Origin of the sequence: Ralstonia flatus (genome assembly GCF_958439105.1) — a bacterium.
Classification (GTDB): Bacteria; Pseudomonadota; Gammaproteobacteria; order Burkholderiales; family Burkholderiaceae; genus Ralstonia; species Ralstonia flatus.
The window spans coordinates 426980-451514 of record NZ_CAUDLI010000001.1 but is presented as its reverse complement, the minus strand read 5'-3'; the positions used below and the strand labels follow the sequence as shown (position 1 = coordinate 451514).

Below are 24535 nucleotides of genomic sequence, written 5' to 3'. Positions count from 1 at the left end.
CCAGCCGGATAAACGGCCAACTCTAGGAACACTGTCCAGTCATGCGAACAATGGAGTGGAACGACTGGGAAACCTTCTGCCGCGTGGTGGAGGCCGGCAGCTTCACCGCCGCCGCCGAGGCGCTGGGCATCCCCAAATCGACCGCCAGTGCCGCCGTATCGCGGCTCGAAGCCGCGCTGGGCGTGCGGCTCATGACACGCACCACGCGCCAGTTGCGGTTGACCGAAGCGGGCTCGCACTTCTATGACGACATCGCGCCACTGTTCGAGCGCCTGCGCGAAGTGCACGCCGACACCACCGCCGCCAGCGAGACCGTGGCCGGTACGCTGCGCATCGCCGCGCCGTACGAAGTGGGCGCCCAGCACCTGACCGAACCGGTGTGCCGCACGCTCGAGAACTATCCGCATCTGCAAATTCAGGTGCACATCTCGTGGGAACAGCCCGACCTGCTCGCCAGCGGTTATGACATCGTCTTCGTGATGGTCGATCAGGTGCTGCCGGATTCCTCACTGGTGGCGCGCCGCGTGGTGCTGATCCCGCGCGGTTTGTATGCGTCGCCGACCTTGCTGGCGGAACGCCCGCCGCTCAAGACGCCAGCAGACCTCGCCGGCTGGCCCTGCCTTTCGGGCCCCGACGACGCGAGTTGGGCCTTCCGCCCCGTCGGCGAGCCGACCGCCGAGCCGATCGAAGTCCCGATCCAGCCGCGCCTGCAGACCCTGAACGCCGAAATGCGCGCCCGCGCCGCCGTGCGCGGCCTGGGCGTGGCACGCATGGCGCGCTCCGTGGGCGATACGGAAGTCGCGGCCGGCAGGCTCGTGCGCGTGCTGCCCGATTTCGAGCTGACCGCGCTGCGCGTCTACGCGCTGATGCCGGCTCGCAAGCTGGTGCCGCGCAAGGTGCGCGTGTTTCTGGATGCGCTGGAAGCGGAGGGCGCTTCCGCCACACCGGCACCCGCCTAGCCGAAGACCGGCGCTGGATGTCACAATCGGCGCTTCCCTATTCGGATTGTGAGGACCGGCGGCCATGCGTCTGCGCCAGATTGAAGTCTTCCGCGCCGTGATGCTGGTCGGGACGGTCAGCGAGGCGGCGCGCATGCTGAACGTGTCGCAACCCGTGGTGACGCGTGTGCTGCAACACACCGAGCTGCAACTCGGTTTCCGCCTGTTCGACCGCACCAAGGGCCGCCTGCAGCCTACCGCCGAGGCGTTCGAACTGTTCAGCGAAGTCGAGCGGCTGTACCAGGAAGTCGAGCGCGTGCGGCGCGTGTCGGCCAATCTGCGCCACAAGGGCGCCGGGCGCTTGCGCGTGGCGGCAACGCCCAGCCTGGCCCCAAGCATCCTCGCACCGGCCGTGCGGCGTTTCTCGCAGCGCCATCCCGATACGCTGGTGCGCGTGTTCACGCATCACACGGCCGAGATCGTGCAGGGGTTGCTCTCGCAAGACATCGACGTCGGCTTTGCCTTTGCGCCGCCCGTGCATCCGGCCATCAGCACCACGCCGGTCGCGCAGGGCCGCATCCTGCTGGCCGCGCCGCGCGCCTGGGTGGGCGGCAAGACCGACGGCCGCGCGCTGCACAAGCTCGTTGCCGAGAAGCCGTTCATCGGGCTGGAAGATCAGATCTCGCTCGGCTCGCTGGTCGGGCAGACGCTGGCGCGCGGCGGGCTGGCGCCGCAGTCGACGCTGGAAGTGCAGACATATTCGCTGGCGCGTTCGCTGGTGGAGGAATCGCTCGGCGTGACGATGCTCGATCAGTTCACGGCCGCCACCGGCAGCATGGAGCGCATCGCGCTGTTCGCGCTGGAGCCGGCGCAGACATTCGATGTGCGTGCCATGCGTGCCGAGCATCATGCGCCGTCATCGTTGGCCGACAGCCTGGTGCAGTGCTTTGCGGAGGCCGCGCGTGCGCTGTCCGACGAACTTCCGCAGCGCGTCGAACCGACCGCATTCGTGCTCAAGCCCACCGAACCTGACAGCGACGCGGCGGACTAACCGACTTGCGCTGACCATTTTCAGGAGACGGATCCATGCGTCGTTTCGCAACTGCAGTGATGTTCGGGCTGGCGCTGGGCGCCGGCGTCTTCAGCGGCGTCGCCACCGCCCAGCAATCGCCGGTGCCCGGCATGTCGTCCGACGATCTGAACACCGCGCTCGACTTCGCCAAGGCGGGGCTCAACAAGGCGATCGATCAGGCGCGCGCGTATTCCGCGTTGCCGATCAAAGACCCGCACGACGTGCGCTACACGTGCGAGGGCGGCAAGACGCTCCTCGTGAAATACATGACGGTGGGCGACACACCGCTGGCCGCCATGACACTCAACGGCAAGACGCTGGTGTTTGCCAATGTGATGGCCGCTTCGGGCGCGCGCTATGCGTCGGGGCAGTATGTCTGGTGGACGAAGGGCGCCACCGGCTTCCTTGCCGACGAGACCCTGCCCGGCAGCCGCAATCAGCTCTACCGCGACTGCAGCGAAGCCACCAGCGGCCGGCCTTAGATCTCCTGCAGATCGTGCCCGACGATGATCTCGCCCTTGAAATGCGGGCGCACGGCATCGAGCCAGACTGAATCTTCCAGATACGGATAGCCGCCGGGCACGAAGTGCGACAGCACCAGCGTCTTCACCTTGGCCTCGGTGGCAATGCGGCCGACCTCTTCGGTGGAGGTGTGGCTCGCCAGCAGATGCTCGCGCAGCGTCTTGGCGTTCGGCTCGGTGGACAGCAGCTTGTCGAGCGACGGCAGGTGCATCACCTCATGAACGAGCACATCGGCGCCGTATGCCAGGCGCACGAGGTTTTCGCTCGGTGCCGTATCGCCGGAAATGGCGATCGAGCGGTCTGCCGAATCGAAGCGAAATGCAAATGCCGGCGACACCGGCGGATGCTTGACCAGCGCGCTCGTCACCTTCACGTTGGCATCCTGCATGACAAATCCGCCTTCGGTCAGCTCGTGCGGATGGAGCATCGGCGCCAGCGGCGGGCGGCCTTCGTCGGCAATGCGGGTGCGGATGTCGTAGTCGTACAGCTCGAGGAACTTGGTCGTCATCGCGGCCAGCGGGGGCGGGCCCCAGGCGTCGACGGGGCCGGTCAGGTCGGTGGCCCACGCCAGCAGCATCAGCGTGCCGTAGTCGGCGTTGTGGTCGGAGTGCTGATGCGTGAGGAAGACGTGGCGGATGTCCTTGAGCTTGAGGCCCGCCGTCACATATTGGCGTGCGACACCGTTGCCGCAGTCGACCACGTACGACACGCCGTTGATGACGATCACCTGTGCCGGCGCCGAGCGGTTCTTCTTGGGCGTCGGCCCGCCTGCCGTGCCGAGCAGGATCAACCGCGTGCCCTTCTTGGGCGCATCGGCGGCCAAGGCACCCAGCGGCAAACCTGCCGACGCTGCGCCGGCACCCACGGCCAGCGCGCCGGCCTGCCGCATCCAGCGGCGACGGTTGTTGTCGAAAGCGTGCATGCGGCGGTCTCCTCTCTGTTGTTGTATGTGCGTGGGCCTTAGCGCGGCAGCCCGCCCACCTTCATGCCGGGCTTGACGCCCTTTCGAGCAAACCAGCCCTTGTTCATTTCCAGCGCATAGCTGCCGGCCTTGGTGGGGCAGTGGTTGTCTTCGGTCTGCGGTTTCATCTCGGCAATGTCGGAGATGGTGCCGTCGTCGGTGATGAAGGCAATGGACAGCGGCAGGTCGGTGTTCTTCATCCAGAAGCAGTGGCCGGCGGATTCATCGAACACGAACAGCATGCCCGCGGTATCGGGCATGGTCTTGCGAAACATCAGACCGGTCTCGCGCGTTTGCGGGGTGGCCGCCACCTCGGCCTTGACCTTGTACATGCCGATGGTCAGGTCGACCACGGGCAGGCCGGTATTGGGCGCGGTGGGTGTCTGGGCGAGCGCTCCGGTGGCGGCAACGGCCAGCGACAGAGCGGCAAAGAGGCGGGACAGGGTGGTCATGGCGCGAACGGGTCGGAAACGAAACGCTCCATGATCGGCACTCGGCCAGCTGCCGTCAATCAGACAGCCGCTGGCCAGGGCGACGAAGTTGTTACCGCGTATTGGTGGTTTGCCGGCCGACGGCGATCGTCTGCGCGGCCGCCTTGGGCGCATGCGCAGCGCGCGCCTTGTCCGCCGCCGGAGCGGGCATCAGCGCCACGTAACGCGCATCGGTGAGCGTGCGCAGGAACGCAACGATGTCGTCGATCTCGTCTTCCGTCAGCGCGGGCGTGGTGCCGGGGCGGCGGTTCATCGGCACGGCATTCACGTTGATATTGCCCTGATATTTGGCGGGCACGTCGTTGAAACGCTTGCCGCCGGGGTACCACTGCGCGGGGTCGGTGGAGCGTGTGGCATAGAAGGCCACCGTGTCGCGCAGGGTGCGGAACACGCCGTTGTGCATGAACGTCTGGCGCACCGCCACGTTGCGCAGGCCCGCCGTGCGGAAGTAGCCGCACCACTGGTCGGGCTCCGGCCATTTGAGCGTGCGGGCGGTCTGGCACAGGCCGACGTCGGAGTGGCGTGCGTCCTTGTTGGCGGGCAGCAGCGGGTTGCGCGGCACGGCGATGGCGTCGTAGCCGAAATCCGTGAACAGCGAGCGCTCGGGGCGTGACGACGATTCCACCATCAGGTGACAAGACGCGCAGTTACCTTTGTCCGGATTGCGGAACAGGGCGAGGCCGCGCATCTCTGCGGGCGAAAGGGGCGTGCGCTTGCGCAGGAAATCGTCAAAGCGTGAGGTGAACGGCGCCAATTCGTCGCTCTGGAAATACGCCTCCAGCGCCTTGCCCAACGCGCCGACGAGGCGTTCGGGCTCACGCACTGCATCGGCGCCGAACTGTTTCGTCAACGCCTGGCCGAGGTCCGTGCCGGCCACCTTGCGTTGGAGCTCGCGCGCCGAACGGTTGCCCATCTCGTCGGGATTGAACAGCGGGCCGCGGATCTGCTCGGGGATGGAGTCGGCGCGGCCATCGGCAAAGAAGCCGCCAAACGGCGACGGGAAGCTCGCGTCGTCGTCCTGAAAGAAATAGCGATGCGGGATGTAACGCAGATACAGCAGCGACGGCGCGTTGCGTGCCGCCACATGCCCGGGGCGGCTGCCCGCCGGCACGCCGATGCGCAGCGCCTCGCCCTTCAGCGTGGGCGCGAACGCGCGGCCAGGGTCATGGCACGCCGCGCACGACGTGCCTTGCGGCTCCGACAGGCGCGGGTCGAAAAACACCCGCTTGCCGAGCGCGACGAGGTTCGGGTCTGGCTTGAACGCGGTCGACTCGGCAGGCGGCGGCACGGCGTCCAGCTTGGGCGTCATGCCGATCGATTCAGCCGCCGCCACGCCCGGGATGAGCGAAGCGGCGACCCACAGCGCAATGCTCAGGCGCTTCAAGGTGCGACGAAGCCGGTCTTGTCGCACACCAGGCTCGTGCCGTTCTGCGTGCACGTCGTCAGCAGCTTGCCGGCCACGGTGTAGGCCTTGAACAGCCAGCCCTTGGCGGGCGCGGGCTGGCGGTCCATCACCATGAAGCCGAACGAGTTGTTGTGCGAGATGCTGCCCACCGTTACGCCCGAAGCCGGGCTGATCGCCGGGAACGGATCGGGCAGGGCCACGTCGAGCGAGTCTCCGGCGTTGCCTGCAACGATGGTCGCCGGATGGTTGCTCGTGAAGTTGATGGCCTGGAAGTCATGCACGTGGCCGTGCAGCGCGACCTGCACGCCCGGCGGGTAATACGCCGTGGCGTTCAGGCTGTTCATGACCGACAGCAGCGCCGCATTGCCGCCCAGCGGCGTGCTGCCCGCGATGGGCACGAAACCCAGGATCGGATGGTGGTTCGTGAAAATCGACATCACGCCCGGCTTGGCGGCCAGCGTGCCCACCGTGCTGAACTGCTTCTGGTAGGTCTGGAACCACGGGTCGGTCGTCGCCAACGCCGTCGTGCCGGCCTTGGCCGAATCGAACACGATGACCTGCGTATCGCTGCCGATGGCGACGGCGTACGGGTCCGACGCGTTGGCTGCCGTGTCGTTGGCCGGGTTGTCGCACGAGCGGTCGGCCGAATACGGACGCGGATCCAGGAAGCGGTACCAGCCCTGGCCGGCGCGCGCGCATTCCTCGTGGTTGCCGCGCACCAGCACCCACGGAGCCGCAGCCATCAGCGGGGCGGCGGGCTGGAACAGGTCGGCCTGCCACGTATCCCAGCCGTAGCCCCAGGGGCTGCCCTGGCAGCCGGCCACGTCAGGCGGGCAGGCGTTTTCGCGGTAGTGGTAGTCGCCCACGTGAAGGACCAGGTCCGGGTTCATCTTGGCGGCCGTGGCGGCAGCGCTCGCAAACGGCCACGACAGCGGGTCGTTACACGACTGGAACGTGTTGCTCGACTTCTTCATGCGGCAGCCGGTGTCCGCCAGGATCACCACGCGCTGCGGGTTGGCCTTGGGCAGCGGCAGCACGCGCGAGCCGATCGACGCGGCCTTGGCCGTGGAGGGCACGGTGGCTTCGCAGGCATTCACGGGGAACGACGAGGCTTTCGAATCGCTGGCGGCGCTGGCCGTGGTGCGCTGCGCCGGCGTGCCGGCCGCCACACGCAGCGTCATGCGCGTGGAGGTGCCGTCCACCGTCAGCAGCGGGCAGACCGAGCTGTCGACGGGCGAGGCGCTGTTCGTATAACTCGTGACGGCGCGCACGACAGCCTGGTTGCTGTCGCCGATCTCCACCCACGCGGCCTGGATGTTGGCGTCAGCCGTGGCCGCATCCGACGGCGTGGCCGTCGACACCGGCGTCGAATCGGACGACGAGCCACCGCAGCCTGCAATCACAGCGGCAGCGGCCAGCGCGGCAAGAGAGAGCATCGTGAACACGGTGCGTTTTCGTCGCACCGGAGCGAACATCGATCGGAATTCCATTGCGCCATCCCTGTTTCTTGTTGTGAGGAATGGGCAAGGTACTCAAGCTTGATGGCGCTATTTTGACAGCCCTGCATGCGCGTCCGGGTTTCCGTTCAGCACGTGAGGGCGAAAAAAAAGCAGATGCATAAGCACCTGCTTTTTCTGTATCGGCCGAGCCACGCCGGCCCGGCAGAAACACAAGCTTATTGCTTGGCGGCGTCAGCAGCCGGAGCCGAAGCGTCAGCAGCCTTCTTGGCAGCCTTCTTGTGGTGGTGCTTCTTGGCCTTCTTGGCCTTCGGGGCAGCCTTTTCAGCAGCCGGAGCAGCAGCTGCGTCAGCAGCCGGAGCGGAGGCTTGGGCGAACACACCGGTGGCGAACAGGCCGGCGATCAGGGCAGCGATCAGCTTCTTCATGGTGAATCCTTTTATAGATCAGTGAGTTAACCAACGACCCGCTAAATGAGTCATCTGCAATAACGCAGGGCGTTACAGGCGCGTTGACATGTTCCGTCGAATTTTTTGTGGCCTCCGGCGAAAGCCGCTGCGCCGCCGGATCCGCCATGTGGCGCATGTTGCGCTGCGCAAGAAAGGTGCCCGCCCGACGATGCGCCGTGACTGCGTTTCGGACCCATCTGATTGGATGCCGGCGCCTGCGCCTTGAAAATGCGAGCCGATTTTGTTCAAGGCTCGCCGTGTCTCTGCCGTCGTCATCTCCCCGCCCCACCAAGCCCGCCCAGCCCAGCAAGCCTGCCCATTTCCGGCGGCGCGATTTTGTTCTGGGCTGCGGCGCCTTGCTTGTGCTGGGCGCCGCGCCGGGTTTTCGTCCGCCTTCGCATGACGCTTCCAGCCTCGACGATTTCATGCTGGTGTCGCAGACGATCTCCGGCGCGCCGCTGGACCGCCACGTGGGGCTGGCCTGTTTCAGCCATTTGCACCGGACTGACGATCGCTTCATCGAACACATCCAGACGCTTGCGTGGCTGGTCAGGCGCAATCCGGGCCTGGACGGCGTGGGCCTGGTCCGCTTGGTCGATGCCGGCAACGCCTGCGACCTGCGTGCCGCCTTGGCCCGCCTGGTGGATGCCTGGAGCGCCCGGCTGGATGCGGATCCCGCGTGGGGCGCCATCCGCCCGCTCATCGTCAGGGCTTCTGAGGCCAGCCTGTCAGGCAGTTGACAGCCGCCCCGGCGCGTGCGGCAGTATGGCGGATGGTGAAATTTTCCGGCATAATGCGGAATTCACTCTTGTGTCTTATATAAGAGTTACGGCTTGCGCGGGATGCGAGATTTGTGCGGTGCATCGTGAGCGCGTCATCGTAGGCCGTTAGAATCGCCAGTTCATTGCAGCGCGCCACGCCGGCCAACCCGAGAGCGGCGCGCTGTGCTGTCAACCCCCACCGTCCACCCGCTACCTGCGGTCTGCACTGGAGTCGTCCATGTATCAACACATCAAGGTCCCGGCCGGCGAGAAGATCACCGTCAACCAAGACTTCTCCCTCAACGTTCCGAACAACCCGATCATTCCGTACATCGAAGGTGACGGCACCGGCTTCGACATCACTCCGGTGATGATCAAGGTGGTGGACGCGGCGGTTGAGAAGGCTTACAAGGGCGAGCGCAAGATTTCCTGGATGGAAATCTACGCTGGCGAGAAGTCGACCAAGGTGTACGGCCCGGACGTGTGGCTGCCGGAAGAAACCCTGCAAGTCCTGAAGGACTACGTGGTGTCCATCAAGGGCCCGCTGACGACGCCGGTGGGCGGCGGCATCCGTTCGCTGAACGTGGCGCTGCGCCAGGAGCTGGACCTGTACGTCTGCCTGCGCCCGGTGCGCTACTTCAAGGGCGTGCCTTCGCCGGTCAAAGAGCCGGAGAAGACCGACATGGTCATCTTCCGCGAGAACTCGGAAGACATCTACGCCGGTATCGAATTCGAAGCCCAGAGCGACAAGGCCAAGAAGCTGATCAAGATCCTGCAAGACGAATTCGGCGTGAAGAAGATTCGCTTCCCGGAAACGTCGGGCATCGGCGTGAAGCCGGTTTCGCGCGAAGGCACCGAGCGTCTGGTGCGCAAGGCCATCCAGTACGCGATCGACAACGACAAGCCGTCGGTCACGATCGTGCACAAGGGCAACATCATGAAGTTCACGGAAGGTGGCTTCCGTGACTGGGCGTACGCGCTGGCACAGAAGGAATTCGGCGCCGAGCTGATCGACGGCGGCCCGTGGTGCAAGTTCAAGAACCCGAAGACGGGCAAGGAAATCATCGTCAAGGACGCGATTGCCGACGCCTTCCTGCAGCAGATCCTGCTGCGTCCGGCCGAGTACTCGGTTGTGGCCACGCTGAACCTGAACGGCGACTACATCTCCGACGCCCTGGCTGCACAAGTCGGCGGTATCGGTATCGCCCCGGGTGCCAACCTGTCGGATTCGGTGGCGATGTTCGAAGCCACCCACGGCACCGCGCCGAAGTACGCTGGCAAGGACTACGTGAACCCGGGTTCGGAAATCCTGTCGGCCGAAATGATGCTGCGCCACATGGGCTGGACGGAAGCCGCTGACCTGATCATCTCGTCGATCGAGAAGTCGATCCTGTCGAAGAAGGTCACGTACGACTTCGCCCGCCTGCTGGAAGGCGCGACGCAAGTGTCGTGCTCGGGCTTCGGTCAGGTGATGATCGACAATATGTAAGCGAGTTTCAGTCAGTATCTGGCTGTTGCACGAAACCCCGGTGGATCAAAGGTCTGCCGGGGTTTTTTGTTTCATGCGGTGTCACGCGGTATCATGGAAACACTCCATTAGTGAGTGTAATTCGGAGGGTAACTATCCCCGAAAAACACTCCAGACACTCCATTTGGAGGGTGATTCCATGCGTCACTTCAACTACGTACTGACCCCGACCCGGATCAACAACGCCAAGCCGAAGGATGGCCGGTACAAGCTGGTCGACGGCGGCGGATTGTTCGTACTGGTCGCGCCGGGCGGCGCTAAGACCTGGGCCTACCAATACCGGCTGGGCGGCAAGCGCCGCGAAGTCACCATCGGGCGTTATCCCGAAATCAGCGTGGCCGATGCCCGCGACCGGCACGTCGAATACCGGGCGATGGTCGAGCGTGGTGAAGACCCTGCGGCGTACAGGCGTGAAGAAAAGGCCGAGCGCGTGGCACGGGATGCGCTGGACGCCGACGACCGCCTGTTCAAGGCGTTTTCCCTCAAGTGGATTGATGAGCGTCTGGCTGGCAAGACGGAGGGCTACCGGAAGCAGATTCGGTCGCGCCTAGATAGGTTCGTTTGGCCGGCCATCGGGCGCAAGGCACTGGTGGATGTGAAGCCCGCCCACGTTCTGGCAATTGTCGAGGGTTTGCGGCCAACACCGAATACGGCGGAGGGCGTGCGCGGCATCATCCAGCAGTGCTATGACTACGCCATCCAAAAGCTGCTGGTGGAGTCCAACCCGGCGCGACCTTTACGCGGTGTCGTCACGGTCCCGAAGGCGCAGCATCACCGGCACCTTAGCGAACCGGAGCTAGCCACATTCTGGCGGGCGCTTGGCAAGCAACGGGCGCATCCCTCCACGATCGCAGCCGTCCACCTGTTGATGTACAGCATGTGCCGGAAAAGCGAGGTGCTGCGTGCCAAATGGGCGGAATTCGATTTCGACAAAGCACAGTGGGACATCCCCGCCGAGCGGATGAAGTCGCGCCGGCCGCACCGGGTCTACCTGTCGCGCCAAGCGCTGGAGGTTCTGGAAATACAGCGCGCGGTAAGCGGCGGCTATGAGTACGTCTTTCCGTCGCCATCCATCCCGACCGTGCCTCTGGCCGATGCAACGCTAAACCACCTGTTCAAGCGCCTGGACTTTGGTGTGCCTGATTTCTCACCGCACGGCACACGGGGCACTGCCGCAACGCTTCTGCGTGAGCACGGCTTCAGCCGCGATGTAGTGGAGCTGCTGCTGGCCCACACCGAGGGCAGCCAGACGGCGGCCAGTTACCACCACCACGAGCTGGAAGCCGAGCGGCGCAAGGCGCTGCAATACCTAGCCGACGAGATCGACCGGCTGGCTGCCATCTCAGCAGCCAGCAACGTGGTGAACATCAAGGGCAGGGTCGGCAACGTTTGATAGCTACGGGCTGTGCCTAGATTGACGGATCGAACATCGGAGGTCCTACCCGGCTGGTGCAGCCTCCTTCCTCTTGGGTATGGATACAGGAAAACCATGGAAAGCAAGAAGACTAAAAAGTTGGTCGAGGTGCCAAAGGAATTCGATGTGCGCAAGTATGACGCTTGCAAGGAATTTGGCGGTGCCGAGTGGTACACGAACCTGCTACATCGTGCCCTGAGGCTATCAATGATGCGTGACCATTCCGACTATTACCGGGACGAGTTGCGCCGCTCGATCGACTATTTCTTGCGTACACCCATCAATAAGAACATCGAGATCAAGGAAGGGGGTGGTTTTAGCAAGAACGTGTTTCGCGCTCAGGTGCGGGCCATGTCCGCATTGGAATTTCTTTCTGGGAAATCGTGTTTGTATCCAGAGAGAGGCGATCGTTACCTGGACGCCATAAACACTTGGGAAGCGGCAGTAGAGTCGCCCGGCAATGACGCTGATGAGGAAAGGGCGATGAAAGTCTTAGATGTGCCTGCGTGGAAAATGCTCGATGAGTGTGAGATCGATACTTCGGGCGAGGTGCACGTAACGGTGGATCTGTACGCTTCGGAAGAAAAGCTAGTAGACGATTTCCGTAGGTTGCTGCGCGAGACGCGCGCTGCCATGGGTATCCCGAATTTGCAGAAGCGCTTCACTCAGTCCGATTTTGATGAATGGCACCAATACCGCATCCTTGCGTACCTTGATCTGGCGACATGGGCCGAGATTCATGGAGTGCGCATCAGCCAGCAAGCGCTGGGCGTTGCTCTCTTCCCCGATGAATACAACGTCGGTCTTGCTGATCGCGTTCGGAAAACAGTTGGACCTCTAGCGCGGGCGGCGGCCGCGCCTTCTTCGATTGAGGCACTTTATTCCCAGATGCTAGAAGAAGCGGAACCGGAAACTGGGAAATCCATTCCGGACTCGAAAACAGAGTAGGAGATTCCGGAGACGGATTCCCTTTGATTGCTTCCGGATTGAAATTTCAAGGTTTTCGTTACTCGCTCTATAGTCTGCAGCGCTATTAAATTCGTATCGACCCGTAACACCTAGGTACGGCGCGATACGGCGGGGGGCATTCGGTATCGCGCTCACTTCTTGGAGCGATACGCGATGCCGATGTCTGTTACACCCTTGGCTAGGTTTGACGACCTGCCAAACAGCGCCAACGTGGACTGCAAGACCGTAGCGGCGCTTCTCTCTTGCACTCGCACCACCGTCTGGCGGCGTTCTAAAGCTGGTCTGCTGCCAAAGCCCCGCAAGTTTGGTTCGTCTGCGCGCTGGAATGTGGGCGAGCTGCGCGCCGTGCTGGCCGGCGAAGCGGTGGAGGCGAAATGATTCATCGTTACGTCCCGCAACGGATTGACACCGCTTGTAAACGCCTGCAATCGCGCTATACTGCGAGCATCCCTGACACAGCAGGGGCCGAGATTGGCGTCTCGAAAGTTTCCGTGGCGGACAACCGCCGCTTGGCGGTTTTTTCATGTCCGCGCATCAAGTGCCTCCTATGGCTGGGCCTTGGTGGGGGTGCGCTTGCGCACGCCGGTTCCCACGGACGCCGGTACGCCAACCTCACCATGTGCCCGGCCACCCCGATTGGCGTCGGGGGCCGGGTTCCTCACCCAGTCCGTGGAGGCTGCATCATGCGCCAATCCCTCGCTCGTCCTGAGCAAAAGCAATTCCCCCTCTCAATCGCCGCTGGCCGCAACGCCGCCGTGCTCTGGTTAGAAAACCCGGTGATGTCCGCCGCAACGTGGCGCGACTCTCGCTTTGCTGCGCACGCTTGCGGCATGGGCTTCACCGAGTTGGTAGAGCGTCGCCGCGCGTTCAACGAAGCCTTCGAGCAGGGCATTGCTGACGCCATCGTTGGTGTGGTGTTCGTCGCCGCGGAGGCGCGCCATGCCTAAGCTCGCCTCCAATACTGCGGCTTCCTCCACGTCTCGCTACAACATTGCGGCTTGTGTTGAGGGCGATGACACCTTCGTCGCGGATCGCCTCCCGGGGTGTCCACCAAGGGTGATGGCTTCGACCAAGATCGATCAGTTGCATGCATTGCTGCGCCTACTCCGGTCCAACGATGGCGGTCCTTGGGAAAGCCTGGAAACCGACGAATTGGACTCCGTCATGGGGCTAGCTGAAGACTTGGCGCTTGAAACCAAGCTGCTGATCGATCTAGCCACCGAGGTGGAGCAATGACCCCACCGAGCGGGTTTGTCCCGCATCACCACGCTCTGATCTCGCAGCGCCGTCTCCGCGCGACTGCCTGGTACCTACTGGGAGCCTAGTAGCTATGAATCTGAGTCTCAACCGACTGCACGGGCAGCCGGGCGGGGGCGCTCATGCCTCGCGCTGCCCTAACTGGCTACTGCCACTTCATCGCGCACGCGCTTCGAGGCTGACACCGCGTCATGGCTGGATCGTTATCCAGGCCGGCGGCCGCATCGCGAAATGGGTGCCGGCAGTTTCAGTCACGCCCGGATACAAACCGAGCCCGAACGACGACCTGTCGGCATTCCATGGTCTCGATTGCGAACTGTTGATCGACGACGACACGAGTTGCGGCCTGGTACGGGGTTTGATCGCCGGCATCTTGCAGGCGAATCCCCTGCGCTTGCTGCTGCTGACAGGCGAGCGGCATCCCGCGATCGTCATTCTGAAGAAGGGGACTATGCATGGGGCTCATTGAGAACTTGGTCCCAGCGACGGCTGAGGCGCAAGCCACCTTCGAGGCAGTCCAGGCAAAGCGGGAGCAACCGGCCAGCCTTCGCCTATTGCTGACGTGCGCTGCGGAAGTTGTGCCGGAAGCCATCACCTGGTTGTGGCCAGACTGGTTGCCCGCAGGGAAGATTTCGCTTTTGGCCGGCTCGCCCGGCACCGGAAAAACCACGCTTGCGCTCGCAATGGCAGCCATTGTCACCACAGGGGGAACATGGCCGGATGGCTCGCGGATGAAGAAACCGGGAGGAGTGTTGATCTGGTCAAGCGAGGATGACCCGGCCGACACGCTGGTCCCGCGCTTGATGGCTGCCGGTGCTGATCTGCGGCGCATCCACTTTGCACAAGCTGTGGCAAACGAAAACGGCGAGCTGCAGCCGTTCGACCCGGCCAGAGACATGCACCTTCTGTCCGAACGCCTAGCGGAAATGGACGACGCCAATCTACTGATCGTCGATCCCATCGTCAGCGCTGTATCTGGCGACGCACACCGGGTGAATGACGTGCGTCGCAACCTGCAGGATCTAGTGAACGTGGCTGCTGCACACCGATGTGCTGTGCTGGGGATCTCGCACTTTGCCAAGGGAACACGAGGCACAAGTCCGGCGGAGCGCGTGATCGGTTCTCAGGCGTTTGTTGCGCTCGCGCGGATGGTGCTGGTGGCAGGCAAGGACGAAGCTGCTGAACGCCGCATCCTCGCCCGAGCCAAATCGAATATCTCTCCTGATGACGGCGGCGTTAGCTACTCGATCGAGTTGGTTGAGGCGGGCGCCGGCATCACTGCCAGCCGCATTGTGTGGGGTGAACTGATACAGGGCACCGCACGCGAGATCCTGGGGGATGTCGAGCACGAAGAAGACCAGGAAGAACGGACAGAGCGCGATCAGGCTGCCGACTTCCTGCGCTCGATGCTGGAGGATGGCCCAGCGTCGGTAAAGGTCATTAAGTCTGACGCGGCTGGAGCTGGGTACTCCTGGCGCACCATCGAACGCGCAAAGCGTGAACTAGGGGTCGAGGCGCGCAAAGCCGGTATGCAAGAAGGCTGGGTGTGGGTGCTTCCCGCCGAAGTCCGCCACGAAGATGACGAACCCCGCCACTCGCTAAACGGTGGCGGTCTTCGGGAACCGTGGCGGTCTTCCAGAAAAGCAAGGGTTTGCGGGCAGGCGAAGACCGCCGTTTCAGGAGAGGAACGCGAAGACCGCCACAGCGGAGGGAGTGGCGTTGTTCGTCTGAAATCTGCCGACGATGACACGGAGGACGAGGTATGAGCGTTGCACAGATCCTGAGCAAGGCGAAGGCCATGGGCGTCCGTCTGTCTTTGAATGGCGATGGGGTGAAGTTGCGCGGTCCTGCCGATTCAATTGCCGCGCTCAAGCCCGAACTCGCCGCCCACAAGGCAGAAATCGTGGCCTATCTGCGACGGGCCGCGAATAACGCCGCCGATTCGTCGGGCTACCCGGTGGCGGATGGGCCATTCATGCCGTGGTGCCCACCGATGTCGTCAGAGCGCGTAGTGGGTTTGGTTTCTGACCTGCGGGCAACCATTAGCAAGGTGGCCGACATAGAGGGTTGGTCAGATGACCAGCGGGCACATTTACAGGGTTTGGTTGCTCGTCAGCCTGTCTCCAGCCTGGCTGATGATCTGGCGTACTTCCGCGAGCGTTTGGGCGCTATCGAGGCCGTGGCGCGTATCGCCATCATCGGCCGAAAAGCGGTCGCCGAGCATGACGCCATCCGCAAATGCGGGACCTGTCAGCACAGGACGCTCCACGACAGCGGCGTACCGGTGCGATGTGAGATGGGAGCAGCGTTGCGCTGGCGGCATCACGAATGGTTGGATGCGCCGGACGCGTTGAACACGTGCAGGCTTCACAGCCCCAGGCGGTCAATCCGAGTAAAGAAGCAGCAATCCCGGGCGAGTTGAGGGGGATGGGGCGGCCGGGCCTGGGTCCTTCGGCGTTTCGGGCTATGCGGGTACCGGCGACCGCGATCGTCGACTAGGCGCGCAATTCCGAGCGTCTTCGCAGGGTTCGCACTTCGCAGGGTTTGCAATGGAAGCCGTCGGAGGGGCAATGAACAATCAAGAAATTCACGATGAGATTGAACGCGAGGTCCTTGTTCGCCTAGTGGCATGGATCGCAGGCATTCCTATCGATGCGATGCGTTCCGTCGCTTTTGCTCACTGGGGTGCTGATGGGCACCGCCACGTAGGCGCGCGGCTTCGCGCCTACGAACAGTCCACGATGCGCGCGGCACGCGAAGCCGTCCGACGCAAACCAAAGGTTGGTGATGCCGTGCGTGCCGAGGTTGAAGCGCTGCGCGCTGCCGGCTGGAAAATCGATGCAGCATGTGCAGAGGTCGCACGTCTACGCCATCGGGAGCCGGCGACCATTCGAGCGCAGTACTACAGACGTTCTAAGGGCTAGTGCAAAAAGGGAGGCAAATTGCACTCTCGCACTTTTGCGGGGGTGTCCGCTCGCCCATTATTAGCATCAGGATCTACGCGAGATGAATCCGATGGATGAACTCAAAAAATTGATGCCGGCTGTCGAGTTACCACAAGGTGATGCAGTCGATCTCATGCAGGTCGCTATGTTGCTTGCGGATTATGACTATGCCCGCGCCATGACGCTGGTGGCAGCAATGAGAAGTGCGCTCATGGCTGGTGACCTGCACAGTATCGATGACATCCGGTTCATTTCTGTGAACGTCGACGGCGTGCAATGGAAGAAGCCGCGCGAAGTCATCGAGGGCGTACGCATCGATCGCGCCGAACTGGCACGCTGGCTCGCATCGCGCGATGTCAATCTTCCTTCAACTTCACCGGCCTTGCGTTGGGTTAATCGGAGATGACAAATGGCAATTCGTGACTTACTAGTGGCGCTGACTGGCGCGCGAAACTCGATCGGCGCGCTCGACAAGGAAATCTCAGACCTTGAAGGGGAGCGTGAGCGTGTGGCGAAGCTTCCGCCAGATGCAGCGTCATTTATCGCGTGGCTGAAGAAAGGCCTTGAAAATCACGAGAAGGCTTTTATCGAGAGCCTGAGTTGGCACTGGACGCCCGATGCTCTTTCTAAGGTCGACGGCGAATGGATTGACAACGATGCGGAAGGCGGCCATTTGCTCGGCACGAAGCGGCACCGCGCAGGTAATGGCGAGTACGTCGGTCAGTATCGAGGCATGGATGTATCGCAGCCGCCTGCGGACCCTGCAGCGTTGATTTTCTTCATGCGGCCGCTCATTGAGGACCGCTTGCCAGAACTTGTGAGCCGGGTTTGGGGAAGCGATCTTAGGAGCGGTATCAGTGCGGCCGATCGAGCCAAACGCTTGTCGAGGATCGACGCAGATTTGATCAGGCTACGCAAGCAGCGTGAAGAGATCGTGGCTGAGCTGGAGGCTGCCAGAGCCGCGGCGACCTGAGTTTTCCTTGGTACCGAAACGCGTGTGCAGGCACCGCTGCAGATGCGATGGCCGCTGACCCGGTGCCACCCATTCTGTATGGGTTTGCGGGGGTGACGCGGCCACTTCTCTTTCATGAGGACACCCTTATGCCTACCAAGCCTACTCGCGAACATCGTCGCCTCGCTGAAGCCGTCGCGAAGGACTTCGCCAACCAGCAAGCCCAAGCGAATGAGCCAACGAACATGGTGCTTGCATTTCTTTCCGCCGCACGCGGAGACGTGGCCAAAGCTCTGGCGCTTGCAGAGCAATCGGCGAAGATTGAGAAGCAACTCAAGCGCGGTAGTTATGTGAAGCACTGATCTGCCATCGAAGCCCAGTAAGCGTTGAGCTTCTTTCTGCGATCGGTTTCGTGGGGCGTCAGCTTTACATGCCGACCCTAATCGACGGGCGTCTGAGTTGTCCGTCTAAGTATTGAGGAGATTCCAATGAATGGATGGATTCAACTTGGCATCATGGTGGTGACCTACATCCTGAGCATCGCGATGAGGCCGAAACCGAGTAGTCCGCCTGCGGCTACGTTGCAGGATGTCAGCGTGCCAACCGTCGACCAGGGAACGCCGGTTCCTGTCGTCTTTGGTGACGTGTGGATCGAAAACTGGATGGTGCTCTGGTACGGAGATCTGCGGGTGGCGCCAATCAAGTCAGGCGGTAAGAAGTGAGTTACGTTACCGTCCTTGCTGCGCAGCGAGGGTGCGTAGAACAGTTCTACACCCAAGGCAAGTGCGTCGCGTTGGTGATGCACAATCTTGGAACCAATGGATGAGCTGCGGGCGTTGCATTTGTGCCGCTAAGGCGGGACAGCGGGCCGCCCAAGAAAGCGCAATCCCGGGCGAATTGACGGGGTTGGTCGGGCGGTCGCGCGCGCCCGGGTCCTTCGGCGCTTTGGGCCACGCGGGTACCGGCGACCCCGCGACCGCGTTAGCGCGGCACCATCTGAACAAGTTACCAGCGGGGGTTACCGCTGAGGTGCGCTCAAATCCGGCGTATGGGCACGTAGGCTCGGGCGAATAGCCGAAACTGCGTCAGAGAGATCGGCACCCGCCTTTCGGCGCGAGTGGTAACCAGTGTGAGGCGGTTACCGCGTGGGGGCATGAAGTCGTCTGGTATAGCCGTGATGCCATCGAACAGTGACGGCTGGATCTTTACCGCCCACTCCGCATGTTCGATTCTCCTGCGCAGGGTGCTGGCCCCAATCGCCAGGTGATCGGCGACGGCGGATCGATCGTTCTTCATCGCTGCGAAGATGCGAAGGTATGCAACTGCCTCAGCGAAATACCCGAGGATCTGCCGTTCTTGTCTGCGCTCGTCTTCTCGATTTTCGATAGCCTGGGAAGGGTCGTAGGCAGAGGGGGCTGCCAGTGCGGCCGCGATCGAGTTCTCGCGCATCCCACCGTCATCATCTTCTCGTTGTTCGTCAATACGCGTCGCGAAACGCAGGTGCTTGTCCGCAAAGTTGACAAAGCGGTTGTAGAGTCGACCGAGTATTTGCTGCTGGAAGCCCCTGTCGCCCGCATCTGGCGGAGGATCACGGTCTCGGCTTAACTCTTCCGCTACGAGCCACGCCTCAGTTTGGAGATCTTCGACCGTGGTTTCGCCACGTGAGCGGCTAGCAATGCGACGAAGGTCAGAAATGATGGACGGGATCAGCCTGGCGAAGAATGTGCCGGCGGAACGTGGTGTCATGGCATGACGCGGGTAGATGGCGTAGCTATGGACTCTACGGCATTGCGTGTTAGGTGTGCCTAATACGTAGCCAACGCACTCCGTTCCCCATCTATTTGTCACCGACACTCTGATACCGGCGTCGCTCGCTGATCATGCGCCGGTACAGGACTCGGAAGTAGAATCGCCTAGAAAAGGGAGACCGCATGCTATGCCATTCCGATTTCAACGCCGCATCAAGATCGCCCCAGGTGTGCATCTGAACATCAGCAAATCCGGCATATCGCTGTCCGTCGGCGGGAAGGGGGCGACCCTGAATGTTGGCGGTCTACGCGGCCCTCGCGGCACTGTAGGTGTTCCCGGCACTGGTCTGTCGTACTCTCAGCGCGTGTCTAACCTGCGCGACCAGGATGTGCCTAGGCGTTCCGGCTGGCTATGGATGCTGGTGCTGATAGTGTTGGCGCTTGCGATGTGCTGGCTCTACTTCGGGTAGGCGGCGTATCGGCTGAGTGCCGAAACGAAGGCCGGCCGCGCGCTAGTGAGTGTAAATAGGAGGGTTTTTTGAGGGCTGACAACAAGTGCCCATTGGTGCATAAGGGTTTGCAGGCGATTTACACAGAATGATCGAATATGTAAGCATGTCGCTCGCGGCTCCGGTCGCGATGGATGTGACAAAACCCCGGCAGCTTCGGCTGGCCGGGGTTTTTTTGTTTGGAGCCGGAACCCGCCGTCCGCTTGTGCTGGCACGCTTGGTGGATGCGCTCACAGAAGGGCGGGCAAGCCAATGGGCCTCGGCGCCGTTGCTGCAACAAAGGCGCCGCAGGCGCATGCGCTGGGCTTCGTTCAATCAGCCCAGTTGCTCAGGACGTTCCGCCTGGGGAAGGCGCGCGTGCCTGATGCGGCTTCGCCGCTGCGCGCAGGCGGCGCCTAGTTCGGCAACCGCGTTGTGCCCGGCGATTGTGGCCCCGGCGAGCGCCCGCGCAGCACATCGCGCAGCCGCCGCACGCCGCGCCACAGCTTGGGCAGCAGCCACGCCGATACCAACAGCAGCAGCGCGAGCACCACCAGAAACGCAATCGGCAGGAAGAACGCCATCAACAAACCGCCGCTGGCCGCCACGTCTTCGCTGAACGACGCCACCCAGTTCGAGAACGGTTCCGGCGACGTGTTGATCAGGGCGCGCGTGCCGGCTTTGGTGGCATGCGCAGTGCCGGCCAGCGTCCCGCCGATGAGCCCCGCGGCCACCATCCATTGCGGATCGAGCTGTCCGAACGCAGCCGCAGCCAGGATCGCACCCGCAGGCACGCGGATGAAGGTCTGGATGCCATCCCACACCGAATCGAACCCGGGAATCTTGTCGGCCAGGAATTCCGCTACCGCCAGCACGCCGGCCAGGCCGATGACCCACCACGATTCCAGCATCTGCAGGCCGGGCGGCAAATGCAGCCAACCCGTGCGGCCCAGCACGCCCGCAGCAAATACGGCCAGGTAGAGACGGAATCCGCTGGTCCAGGAGAGTCCGGCAGCCAGCGCGGCGGTTTCCAGCATGAGGTTCCTCGGGAGCGAAGAAGGGGACGGACGAACGGCGAATCATTATTGCAGTGTAGTGCGCGCTCGCCTGCGCAGCGGCTTAAAGCAGCGATTTGCCCTGCGCCAAGATCTTGTCGCAAGCCTGCCGGGTGATTTGCGACTTGAGGGTGCTCAAGTCGAATGTGTTGCCATCCGCGCCGGTCAGGATGCCCTTTGTGCCGTCGGTGTAACCCGGGTTGGCTGCCGGCGCACCGCTCAGCTTGCCGAGCAGCTTGTCCTTGACCGAGGCCACGTCGGTGGCACCGCCCAGGTAGTTGTTCCGCATGCAGAACTCCAGCACACCTGCCACATTGCCGGTGCTGCCCGATGTCAACGACCCCAGCGACGGTAGACCGCCCAGGCTGCCGATGTTGCCGAGGCTACCCGTGCCGCCCTGGCTGGTGCCCTGCGTGGCGCCTTTGATGAGCTCTCCGAGCTGGGCGTGGGCGGCAGCGGGAAGCAGCGCGGCAATGAGCAGTGTTGCCGTGGTGGCGGTGCAGGTCAGATGGTGTTTCATGCGGGGGGCTCCTTGAATGGCACGGGTGCTACCACACCGTACTGCGCGATCCGCCGAAATGACGTGTTGCGCGCGGTGCATCCCCGTCATTGTCCTGCGCCCCGGCAACAAAAAACCCGGCATGTCGCCGGGTTTTTTGCATTTGAACACCGCCGCCGTCAGGCGGGGTGCCGCGCAACGCCAATCAGGCAGCCTGGATGTTGGTAGCCTGCTTGCCCTTCGGGCCTTGCGTCACTTCGAACGAGACGCGCTGATTTTCCTTGAGCGTCTTGAAGCCAGCCATTTGGATGGCCGAGAAATGCGCGAACAGCTCTTCGCCGCCTTCGTCAGGCGAGATGAAACCGAAACCCTTGGCGTCGTTAAACCATTTGACCGTACCGAGTGCCATGAAAACCCCTCCGTTAAAACACAAGTCAGAGCCGGGAGGGTATGCCTGTCGGGGCAGTGCAGAGCGGTACCGCGCAGTCATCGCCCGGCCGCCGGCCTGCGAGGCACGACGAATGGCGCGGGTGGAACCGCGCCGCAAGCGATCGGTCTTCTTGTGGCAAACACCACAGCCTGAAGCGGTTGTCGATCTGTTGTCGACTGGTGTGAGGCCTCCCGGGCTCACCATTCATGCGGCTCGCTGCCAACGGTTTGCGGGGCAGTAGGGCGCACATGTTGAATTCGATTGTTCGAGGAATGCAACAGACTGTCAAGGCCACAATAGGTGGGTCTGTGGCGAAAAACGGTCAGTTTCTGAAGAGGATTTGCTCGAAATGGGCTGGATCGTCCCAAAGTAATGAAAACGGTCAGCGTTTCAGGCCCGGACCTTGCGCCTGTTCCAGCCAGCGTGCAGGCGGTAAAACCCTTCGCGCCCGAGGGCTGATGGACGCACGCGGCGCTGGCCAAACCGTTTGTAGACCTTGAAGTCGGCGTTATTTCCCCAAATTGCGAACTCGAAAGGAGTGGTTAGAATAAGACCATGGCAATCCGGCAAGCGACCACTCCACAACACGATGCAGGCACCGTCCTGGAGCGGAAAGAGCAAGCGCTCAAACCGCCCGCGATGTACAAGGTGCTGCTGCTCAACGACGACTACACCCCGATGGAATTCGTCGTGATGATTCTTCAGCAATACTTCAGCAAAGACCGGGAGACTGCCACACAGATCATGCTGACTGTGCATCGGGAAGGTAAGGGCGTGTGCGGTATCTACACTCGGGATATCGCCGCGACGAAAGTGGAATTGGTATCAACCCATGCACGGCAAGCGGGTCATCCGCTGCAGTGCGTGATGGAGGAAGCATGATCGCGCAAGAACTGGAAGTCAGCCTGCACATGGCGTTTGTCGAAGCCCGCCAGGCTCGCCACGAATTCATTACGGTGGAGCACCTGCTGCTTGCGCTGCTGGACAATCCGACGGCCGCGGAGGTGCTGCGCGCCTGCGCCGCCAACATCGAAGATCTCCGCACGCACCTGAAGAACTTCATCGCTGACAACACGCCCGTCGTGCCCGGCACCGACGAGGTGGATACGCAGCCGACGCTCGGCTTTCAGCGCGTGATCCAGCGCGCCATCATGCACGTGCAGTCGACCTCCAACGGCAAGAAGGAAGTCACGGGCGCGAATGTGCTGGTGGCCATCTTCGGCGAGAAGGATTCGCACGCGGTGTACTACCTGCAGCAACAGGGCGTGACCCGGCTGGATGTCGTCAACTTCATCAGCCACGGCATCCGCAAGGACCAGGCGGAGCCCGCCAAGCAAGGCGAGGGCAACCCCGAAGGCGAAGGCGGCGACGGCAAGGAAAGCCCGTTGGAGCAGTTCACCCAGAACCTGAACGCGTTGGCCAAGGCCGGCAAGATCGATCCGCTGATCGGCCGCGAGCAGGAAGTCGAGCGCGTGGTGCAGGTGCTGTGCCGCCGCCGCAAGAACAACCCGCTGCTGGTGGGCGAGGCCGGTGTCGGCAAGACGGCCATTGCCGAAGGTCTGGCCTGGCGCATCACGAAGGGCGAAGTGCCGGACATCCTCGCGAAGTCCGTCGTCTACTCGCTCGACATGGGCGCGCTGCTGGCCGGCACCAAATACCGCGGCGACTTTGAGCAACGCCTGAAGGGCGTGTTGAAGTCCCTCAAGGACAACCCGAACGCGATCCTGTTCATCGACGAAATCCATACGCTGATCGGCGCTGGCGCCGCTTCGGGCGGCACGCTGGACGCGAGCAATCTGCTCAAGCCGGCGCTGTCGTCGGGTGCGCTCAAGTGCATCGGTGCGACGACGTTCACGGAATACCGTGGCATCTTCGAAAAAGATGCAGCGCTGTCCCGCCGCTTCCAGAAGATCGACGTGGTGGAGCCGACCGTCGATCAGACCGTGCAGATTCTGCGCGGCCTGAAGTCGCGCTTCGAAGAACACCATGGCGTGAAGTACGCGTCGTCGGCGTTGACTGCGGCGGCTGAGCTGTCGGCGCGCTTCATCACCGACCGTCATTTGCCGGACAAGGCGATCGACGTGATCGACGAAGCCGGTGCGGCCCAACGCATCCTGCCGAAGTCGAAGCAGAAGAAGACGATTGGCAAGGGCGAGATCGAGGACATCGTCTCGCGCATCGCACGCGTCCCGCCGCAAAGCGTGTCGCAGGACGATCGCAGCAAGCTGCAGACGCTGGAGCGCGACCTGAAGTCGGTCGTGTTCGGGCAGGATCCGGCCATCGACGCGCTGGCTTCGGCGATCAAGATGTCGCGTGCCGGCCTGGGCAAGACGGACAAGCCGATCGGCTCGTTCCTGTTCAGCGGCCCGACGGGCGTGGGCAAGACGGAAGTTGCCAAGCAGCTCGCGTTCATTCTCGGCATCGAGCTGATTCGGTTCGACATGTCGGAGTACATGGAGCGCCATGCGGTGAGCCGGCTCATCGGCGCGCCTCCGGGCTACGTGGGCTTCGACCAAGGCGGTCTGCTGACGGAAGCCGTGACCAAGAAGCCGCACTGCGTGCTGCTGCTGGACGAGATCGAGAAGGCGCACCCAGACATCTTCAACATCCTGCTGCAGGTGATGGACCACGGCGCGCTGACGGACAACAACGGCCGCAAGGCGGACTTCCGCAACGTGATCATCATCATGACGACCAATGCAGGCGCCGAGACGATGAACAAGGCAACGATCGGTTTCACCACGGCGCGCGAACAGGGCGACGAGATGGCCGACATCAAGCGCATGTTCACGCCGGAGTTCCGCAACCGTCTGGACGCAACCATCAGCTTCCGCTCGCTCGATGAGGAAATCATCATGCGCGTGGTCGACAAGTTCCTCATGCAGCTGGAAGAGCAACTGCACGAGAAGAAGGTGGATGCCATCTTCACCGAGAAGCTGCGTCGCTTCCTGGCGAAGAAGGGCTTCGACCCGCTGATGGGCGCGCGCCCGATGCAGCGTCTGATTCAGGACCTGATCCGCAAGGCGCTGGCCGACGAGCTGTTGTTCGGCAAGCTGGTCAACGGCGGAAAGGTAGTCGTGGATCTGGACGATGCGGATGCGGTGAAGCTGGAATTCTCCGAGAACGAAGCGCCGCCGGCACCTGCCCAGGAAGAAGCGGAAGCTTGACGCGTTTGTCGCACCAAACAAAAGGCC

Annotated in this window: 30 protein-coding genes; 21 read left to right on the top strand and 9 right to left on the bottom strand. The window is 62.6% G+C overall.

Going from position 1 to position 24535, the window contains the following annotated elements:
- The first annotated feature begins 50 nt into the window (after positions 1 to 50).
- The 3 genes from R2676_RS02150 (at position 51) to R2676_RS02140 (ending at position 2492) form a co-directional block, all read left to right on the top strand.
- Positions 51 to 959, top strand: a complete 909-nt coding sequence (locus tag R2676_RS02150) for a LysR family transcriptional regulator (protein ID WP_206274322.1) — start codon at positions 51 to 53, stop codon at positions 957 to 959.
- A gap of 64 nt (positions 960 to 1023) precedes the next feature.
- On the top strand, positions 1024 to 1989 hold the full coding sequence (locus tag R2676_RS02145; protein WP_012762713.1) for a LysR family transcriptional regulator: 966 nt from the start codon (positions 1024 to 1026) through the stop codon (positions 1987 to 1989).
- A gap of 35 nt (positions 1990 to 2024) precedes the next feature.
- Entirely contained in the window at positions 2025 to 2492 is a 468-nt protein-coding gene (locus R2676_RS02140; protein ID WP_206274174.1) for an MliC family protein, read from the top strand.
- Here the strand turns inward: R2676_RS02140 and R2676_RS02135 are convergent.
- The 5 genes from R2676_RS02135 to R2676_RS02115 all read right to left on the bottom strand — a co-directional run bounded on the left by R2676_RS02135 (position 2489) and on the right by R2676_RS02115 (position 7274).
- Positions 2489 to 3454 (bottom strand): MBL fold metallo-hydrolase, encoded by a 966-nt coding sequence (locus R2676_RS02135; protein ID WP_206274173.1) that lies wholly within the window; start codon positions 3452 to 3454, stop codon positions 2489 to 2491. The genes R2676_RS02140 and R2676_RS02135 overlap by 4 nt on opposite strands.
- Before the next feature lie 38 nt (positions 3455 to 3492).
- Positions 3493 to 3945, bottom strand: coding sequence for a DUF192 domain-containing protein (locus R2676_RS02130; RefSeq protein WP_027680713.1), 453 nt, complete (start codon positions 3943 to 3945; stop codon positions 3493 to 3495).
- Between the two features lie 91 nt (positions 3946 to 4036).
- Entirely contained in the window at positions 4037 to 5368 is a 1332-nt protein-coding gene (locus R2676_RS02125; protein ID WP_206274321.1) for a cytochrome-c peroxidase, read from the bottom strand.
- Positions 5365 to 6879: a metallophosphoesterase gene (locus tag R2676_RS02120; protein WP_206274172.1), complete on the bottom strand. Its 1515-nt coding sequence runs from the start codon at positions 6877 to 6879 to the stop codon at positions 5365 to 5367. The genes R2676_RS02125 and R2676_RS02120 overlap by 4 nt, the downstream gene beginning before the upstream one ends.
- 185 nt (positions 6880 to 7064) lie before the next feature.
- A complete protein-coding gene (locus tag R2676_RS02115; protein ID WP_009241324.1) occupies positions 7065 to 7274 on the bottom strand; it encodes a hypothetical protein in 210 nt (69 codons plus the stop codon).
- 278 nt (positions 7275 to 7552) lie between these two features.
- Between R2676_RS02115 and R2676_RS02110 the strand changes: the two genes are divergently transcribed.
- The 15 genes from R2676_RS02110 (at position 7553) to R2676_RS02040 (ending at position 17843) form a co-directional block, all read left to right on the top strand.
- On the top strand, positions 7553 to 8035 hold the full coding sequence (locus tag R2676_RS02110; RefSeq protein WP_316856644.1) for a sugar dehydrogenase complex small subunit: 483 nt from the start codon (positions 7553 to 7555) through the stop codon (positions 8033 to 8035).
- Between the two features lie 259 nt (positions 8036 to 8294).
- The gene (icd, locus tag R2676_RS02105) at positions 8295 to 9545 is read left to right on the top strand and encodes an NADP-dependent isocitrate dehydrogenase (RefSeq protein WP_004631917.1); all 1251 of its coding nucleotides are present in this window, start codon (positions 8295 to 8297) and stop codon (positions 9543 to 9545) included.
- Between the two features lie 178 nt (positions 9546 to 9723).
- Positions 9724 to 10977: a tyrosine-type recombinase/integrase gene (locus tag R2676_RS02100; RefSeq protein WP_316856646.1), complete on the top strand. Its 1254-nt coding sequence runs from the start codon at positions 9724 to 9726 to the stop codon at positions 10975 to 10977.
- A 96-nt stretch (positions 10978 to 11073) separates the two neighbouring features.
- Positions 11074 to 11946, top strand: a complete 873-nt coding sequence (locus R2676_RS02095) for a DUF6387 family protein (protein ID WP_316856648.1) — start codon at positions 11074 to 11076, stop codon at positions 11944 to 11946.
- Between the two features lie 174 nt (positions 11947 to 12120).
- Positions 12121 to 12345, top strand: a complete 225-nt coding sequence (locus tag R2676_RS02090; protein ID WP_316856650.1) for a helix-turn-helix transcriptional regulator — start codon at positions 12121 to 12123, stop codon at positions 12343 to 12345.
- A 305-nt stretch (positions 12346 to 12650) separates the two neighbouring features.
- On the top strand, positions 12651 to 12914 hold the full coding sequence (locus R2676_RS02085; protein WP_316856651.1) for a hypothetical protein: 264 nt from the start codon (positions 12651 to 12653) through the stop codon (positions 12912 to 12914).
- Positions 12907 to 13203, top strand: coding sequence for a hypothetical protein (locus R2676_RS02080; RefSeq protein ID WP_316856652.1), 297 nt, complete (start codon positions 12907 to 12909; stop codon positions 13201 to 13203). Before R2676_RS02085 ends, R2676_RS02080 begins: the two co-directional genes overlap by 8 nt.
- Before the next feature lie 94 nt (positions 13204 to 13297).
- Entirely contained in the window at positions 13298 to 13693 is a 396-nt protein-coding gene (locus tag R2676_RS02075; protein ID WP_316856653.1) for a hypothetical protein, read from the top strand.
- Positions 13680 to 14990, top strand: coding sequence for an AAA family ATPase (locus R2676_RS02070; RefSeq protein ID WP_316856654.1), 1311 nt, complete (start codon positions 13680 to 13682; stop codon positions 14988 to 14990). Before R2676_RS02075 ends, R2676_RS02070 begins: the two co-directional genes overlap by 14 nt.
- Positions 14987 to 15646, top strand: a complete 660-nt coding sequence (locus tag R2676_RS02065) for a TubC N-terminal docking domain-related protein (RefSeq protein WP_316856656.1) — start codon at positions 14987 to 14989, stop codon at positions 15644 to 15646. The genes R2676_RS02070 and R2676_RS02065 overlap by 4 nt, the downstream gene beginning before the upstream one ends.
- A 148-nt stretch (positions 15647 to 15794) precedes the next feature.
- Positions 15795 to 16148 carry a hypothetical protein gene (locus R2676_RS02060; protein ID WP_316856657.1) on the top strand — a complete coding sequence of 118 codons (354 nt, stop codon included), beginning with the start codon at positions 15795 to 15797 and terminating at the stop codon, positions 16146 to 16148.
- A gap of 82 nt (positions 16149 to 16230) precedes the next feature.
- Positions 16231 to 16575: a hypothetical protein gene (locus tag R2676_RS02055; RefSeq protein WP_316856658.1), complete on the top strand. Its 345-nt coding sequence runs from the start codon at positions 16231 to 16233 to the stop codon at positions 16573 to 16575.
- Between the two features lie 3 nt (positions 16576 to 16578).
- Entirely contained in the window at positions 16579 to 17142 is a 564-nt protein-coding gene (locus R2676_RS02050; RefSeq protein WP_316856659.1) for a hypothetical protein, read from the top strand.
- Between the two features lie 128 nt (positions 17143 to 17270).
- Positions 17271 to 17483, top strand: a complete 213-nt coding sequence (locus tag R2676_RS02045; RefSeq protein ID WP_316856661.1) for a hypothetical protein — start codon at positions 17271 to 17273, stop codon at positions 17481 to 17483.
- 126 nt (positions 17484 to 17609) lie between these two features.
- On the top strand, positions 17610 to 17843 hold the full coding sequence (locus tag R2676_RS02040) for a hypothetical protein (protein WP_316856662.1): 234 nt from the start codon (positions 17610 to 17612) through the stop codon (positions 17841 to 17843).
- Between the two features lie 313 nt (positions 17844 to 18156).
- On the opposite strand, the gene R2676_RS02035 is transcribed toward R2676_RS02040, so the two are convergent.
- A complete protein-coding gene (locus tag R2676_RS02035; protein ID WP_316856663.1) occupies positions 18157 to 18867 on the bottom strand; it encodes a hypothetical protein in 711 nt (236 codons plus the stop codon).
- A 190-nt stretch (positions 18868 to 19057) separates the two neighbouring features.
- Here R2676_RS02035 and R2676_RS26150 point away from each other — a divergent pair, with 190 nt between their 5' ends.
- Positions 19058 to 19339, top strand: coding sequence for a DUF4236 domain-containing protein (locus R2676_RS26150; protein ID WP_410482473.1), 282 nt, complete (start codon positions 19058 to 19060; stop codon positions 19337 to 19339).
- Between the two features lie 434 nt (positions 19340 to 19773).
- On the opposite strand, the gene R2676_RS02030 is transcribed toward R2676_RS26150, so the two are convergent.
- From R2676_RS02030 to R2676_RS02020, 3 genes are all read right to left on the bottom strand, one after another.
- Positions 19774 to 20394 carry a DUF4126 domain-containing protein gene (locus tag R2676_RS02030; RefSeq protein ID WP_206274170.1) on the bottom strand — a complete coding sequence of 207 codons (621 nt, stop codon included), beginning with the start codon at positions 20392 to 20394 and terminating at the stop codon, positions 19774 to 19776.
- Positions 20395 to 20476: 82 nt separating this feature from the next.
- Entirely contained in the window at positions 20477 to 20932 is a 456-nt protein-coding gene (locus R2676_RS02025) for a DUF2501 domain-containing protein (protein ID WP_206274169.1), read from the bottom strand.
- Positions 20933 to 21116: 184 nt separating this feature from the next.
- Positions 21117 to 21320 (bottom strand): cold-shock protein, encoded by a 204-nt coding sequence (locus tag R2676_RS02020; RefSeq protein WP_004631953.1) that lies wholly within the window; start codon positions 21318 to 21320, stop codon positions 21117 to 21119.
- A gap of 576 nt (positions 21321 to 21896) precedes the next feature.
- On the opposite strand from R2676_RS02020, the gene clpS reads away from it, so the two are divergent.
- Both clpS and clpA read left to right on the top strand, forming a co-directional pair.
- Positions 21897 to 22223 (top strand): ATP-dependent Clp protease adapter ClpS, encoded by a 327-nt coding sequence (clpS, locus tag R2676_RS02015; RefSeq protein WP_003261876.1) that lies wholly within the window; start codon positions 21897 to 21899, stop codon positions 22221 to 22223.
- Positions 22220 to 24508, top strand: a complete 2289-nt coding sequence (gene clpA / locus R2676_RS02010; RefSeq protein WP_012762704.1) for an ATP-dependent Clp protease ATP-binding subunit ClpA — start codon at positions 22220 to 22222, stop codon at positions 24506 to 24508. The genes clpS and clpA overlap by 4 nt, the downstream gene beginning before the upstream one ends.
- Positions 24509 to 24535 lie beyond the last annotated feature (27 nt).

Bases quoted from the DNA above. Each gene is read 5' to 3' on its own strand.
- R2676_RS02150 (WP_206274322.1), top strand. From the start codon at position 51: ATGGAGTGGAACGACTGGGAAACCTTCTGCCGCGTGGTGGAGGCCGGC.
- R2676_RS02145 (WP_012762713.1), top strand. From the start codon at position 1,024: ATGCGTCTGCGCCAGATTGAAGTCTTCCGCGCCGTGATGCTGGTCGGG.
- R2676_RS02140 (WP_206274174.1), top strand. From the start codon at position 2,025: ATGCGTCGTTTCGCAACTGCAGTGATGTTCGGGCTGGCGCTGGGCGCC.
- R2676_RS02135 (WP_206274173.1), bottom strand. From the start codon at position 3,454: ATGCACGCTTTCGACAACAACCGTCGCCGCTGGATGCGGCAGGCCGGC.
- R2676_RS02130 (WP_027680713.1), bottom strand. From the start codon at position 3,945: ATGACCACCCTGTCCCGCCTCTTTGCCGCTCTGTCGCTGGCCGTTGCC.
- R2676_RS02120 (WP_206274172.1), bottom strand. From the start codon at position 6,879: ATGGAATTCCGATCGATGTTCGCTCCGGTGCGACGAAAACGCACCGTG.
- R2676_RS02115 (WP_009241324.1), bottom strand. From the start codon at position 7,274: ATGAAGAAGCTGATCGCTGCCCTGATCGCCGGCCTGTTCGCCACCGGT.
- icd (WP_004631917.1), top strand. From the start codon at position 8,295: ATGTATCAACACATCAAGGTCCCGGCCGGCGAGAAGATCACCGTCAAC.
- R2676_RS02100 (WP_316856646.1), top strand. From the start codon at position 9,724: ATGCGTCACTTCAACTACGTACTGACCCCGACCCGGATCAACAACGCC.
- R2676_RS02095 (WP_316856648.1), top strand. From the start codon at position 11,074: ATGGAAAGCAAGAAGACTAAAAAGTTGGTCGAGGTGCCAAAGGAATTC.
- R2676_RS02090 (WP_316856650.1), top strand. From the start codon at position 12,121: ATGCCGATGTCTGTTACACCCTTGGCTAGGTTTGACGACCTGCCAAAC.
- R2676_RS02085 (WP_316856651.1), top strand. From the start codon at position 12,651: ATGCGCCAATCCCTCGCTCGTCCTGAGCAAAAGCAATTCCCCCTCTCA.
- R2676_RS02080 (WP_316856652.1), top strand. From the start codon at position 12,907: ATGCCTAAGCTCGCCTCCAATACTGCGGCTTCCTCCACGTCTCGCTAC.
- R2676_RS02075 (WP_316856653.1), top strand. From the start codon at position 13,298: ATGAATCTGAGTCTCAACCGACTGCACGGGCAGCCGGGCGGGGGCGCT.
- R2676_RS02070 (WP_316856654.1), top strand. From the start codon at position 13,680: ATGGGGCTCATTGAGAACTTGGTCCCAGCGACGGCTGAGGCGCAAGCC.
- R2676_RS02065 (WP_316856656.1), top strand. From the start codon at position 14,987: ATGAGCGTTGCACAGATCCTGAGCAAGGCGAAGGCCATGGGCGTCCGT.
- R2676_RS02060 (WP_316856657.1), top strand. From the start codon at position 15,795: ATGAACAATCAAGAAATTCACGATGAGATTGAACGCGAGGTCCTTGTT.
- R2676_RS02055 (WP_316856658.1), top strand. From the start codon at position 16,231: ATGAATCCGATGGATGAACTCAAAAAATTGATGCCGGCTGTCGAGTTA.
- R2676_RS02050 (WP_316856659.1), top strand. From the start codon at position 16,579: ATGGCAATTCGTGACTTACTAGTGGCGCTGACTGGCGCGCGAAACTCG.
- R2676_RS02045 (WP_316856661.1), top strand. From the start codon at position 17,271: ATGCCTACCAAGCCTACTCGCGAACATCGTCGCCTCGCTGAAGCCGTC.
- R2676_RS02040 (WP_316856662.1), top strand. From the start codon at position 17,610: ATGAATGGATGGATTCAACTTGGCATCATGGTGGTGACCTACATCCTG.
- R2676_RS02035 (WP_316856663.1), bottom strand. From the start codon at position 18,867: ATGACACCACGTTCCGCCGGCACATTCTTCGCCAGGCTGATCCCGTCC.
- R2676_RS26150 (WP_410482473.1), top strand. From the start codon at position 19,058: ATGCCATTCCGATTTCAACGCCGCATCAAGATCGCCCCAGGTGTGCAT.
- R2676_RS02030 (WP_206274170.1), bottom strand. From the start codon at position 20,394: ATGCTGGAAACCGCCGCGCTGGCTGCCGGACTCTCCTGGACCAGCGGA.
- R2676_RS02025 (WP_206274169.1), bottom strand. From the start codon at position 20,932: ATGAAACACCATCTGACCTGCACCGCCACCACGGCAACACTGCTCATT.
- R2676_RS02020 (WP_004631953.1), bottom strand. From the start codon at position 21,320: ATGGCACTCGGTACGGTCAAATGGTTTAACGACGCCAAGGGTTTCGGT.
- clpS (WP_003261876.1), top strand. From the start codon at position 21,897: ATGGCAATCCGGCAAGCGACCACTCCACAACACGATGCAGGCACCGTC.
- clpA (WP_012762704.1), top strand. From the start codon at position 22,220: ATGATCGCGCAAGAACTGGAAGTCAGCCTGCACATGGCGTTTGTCGAA.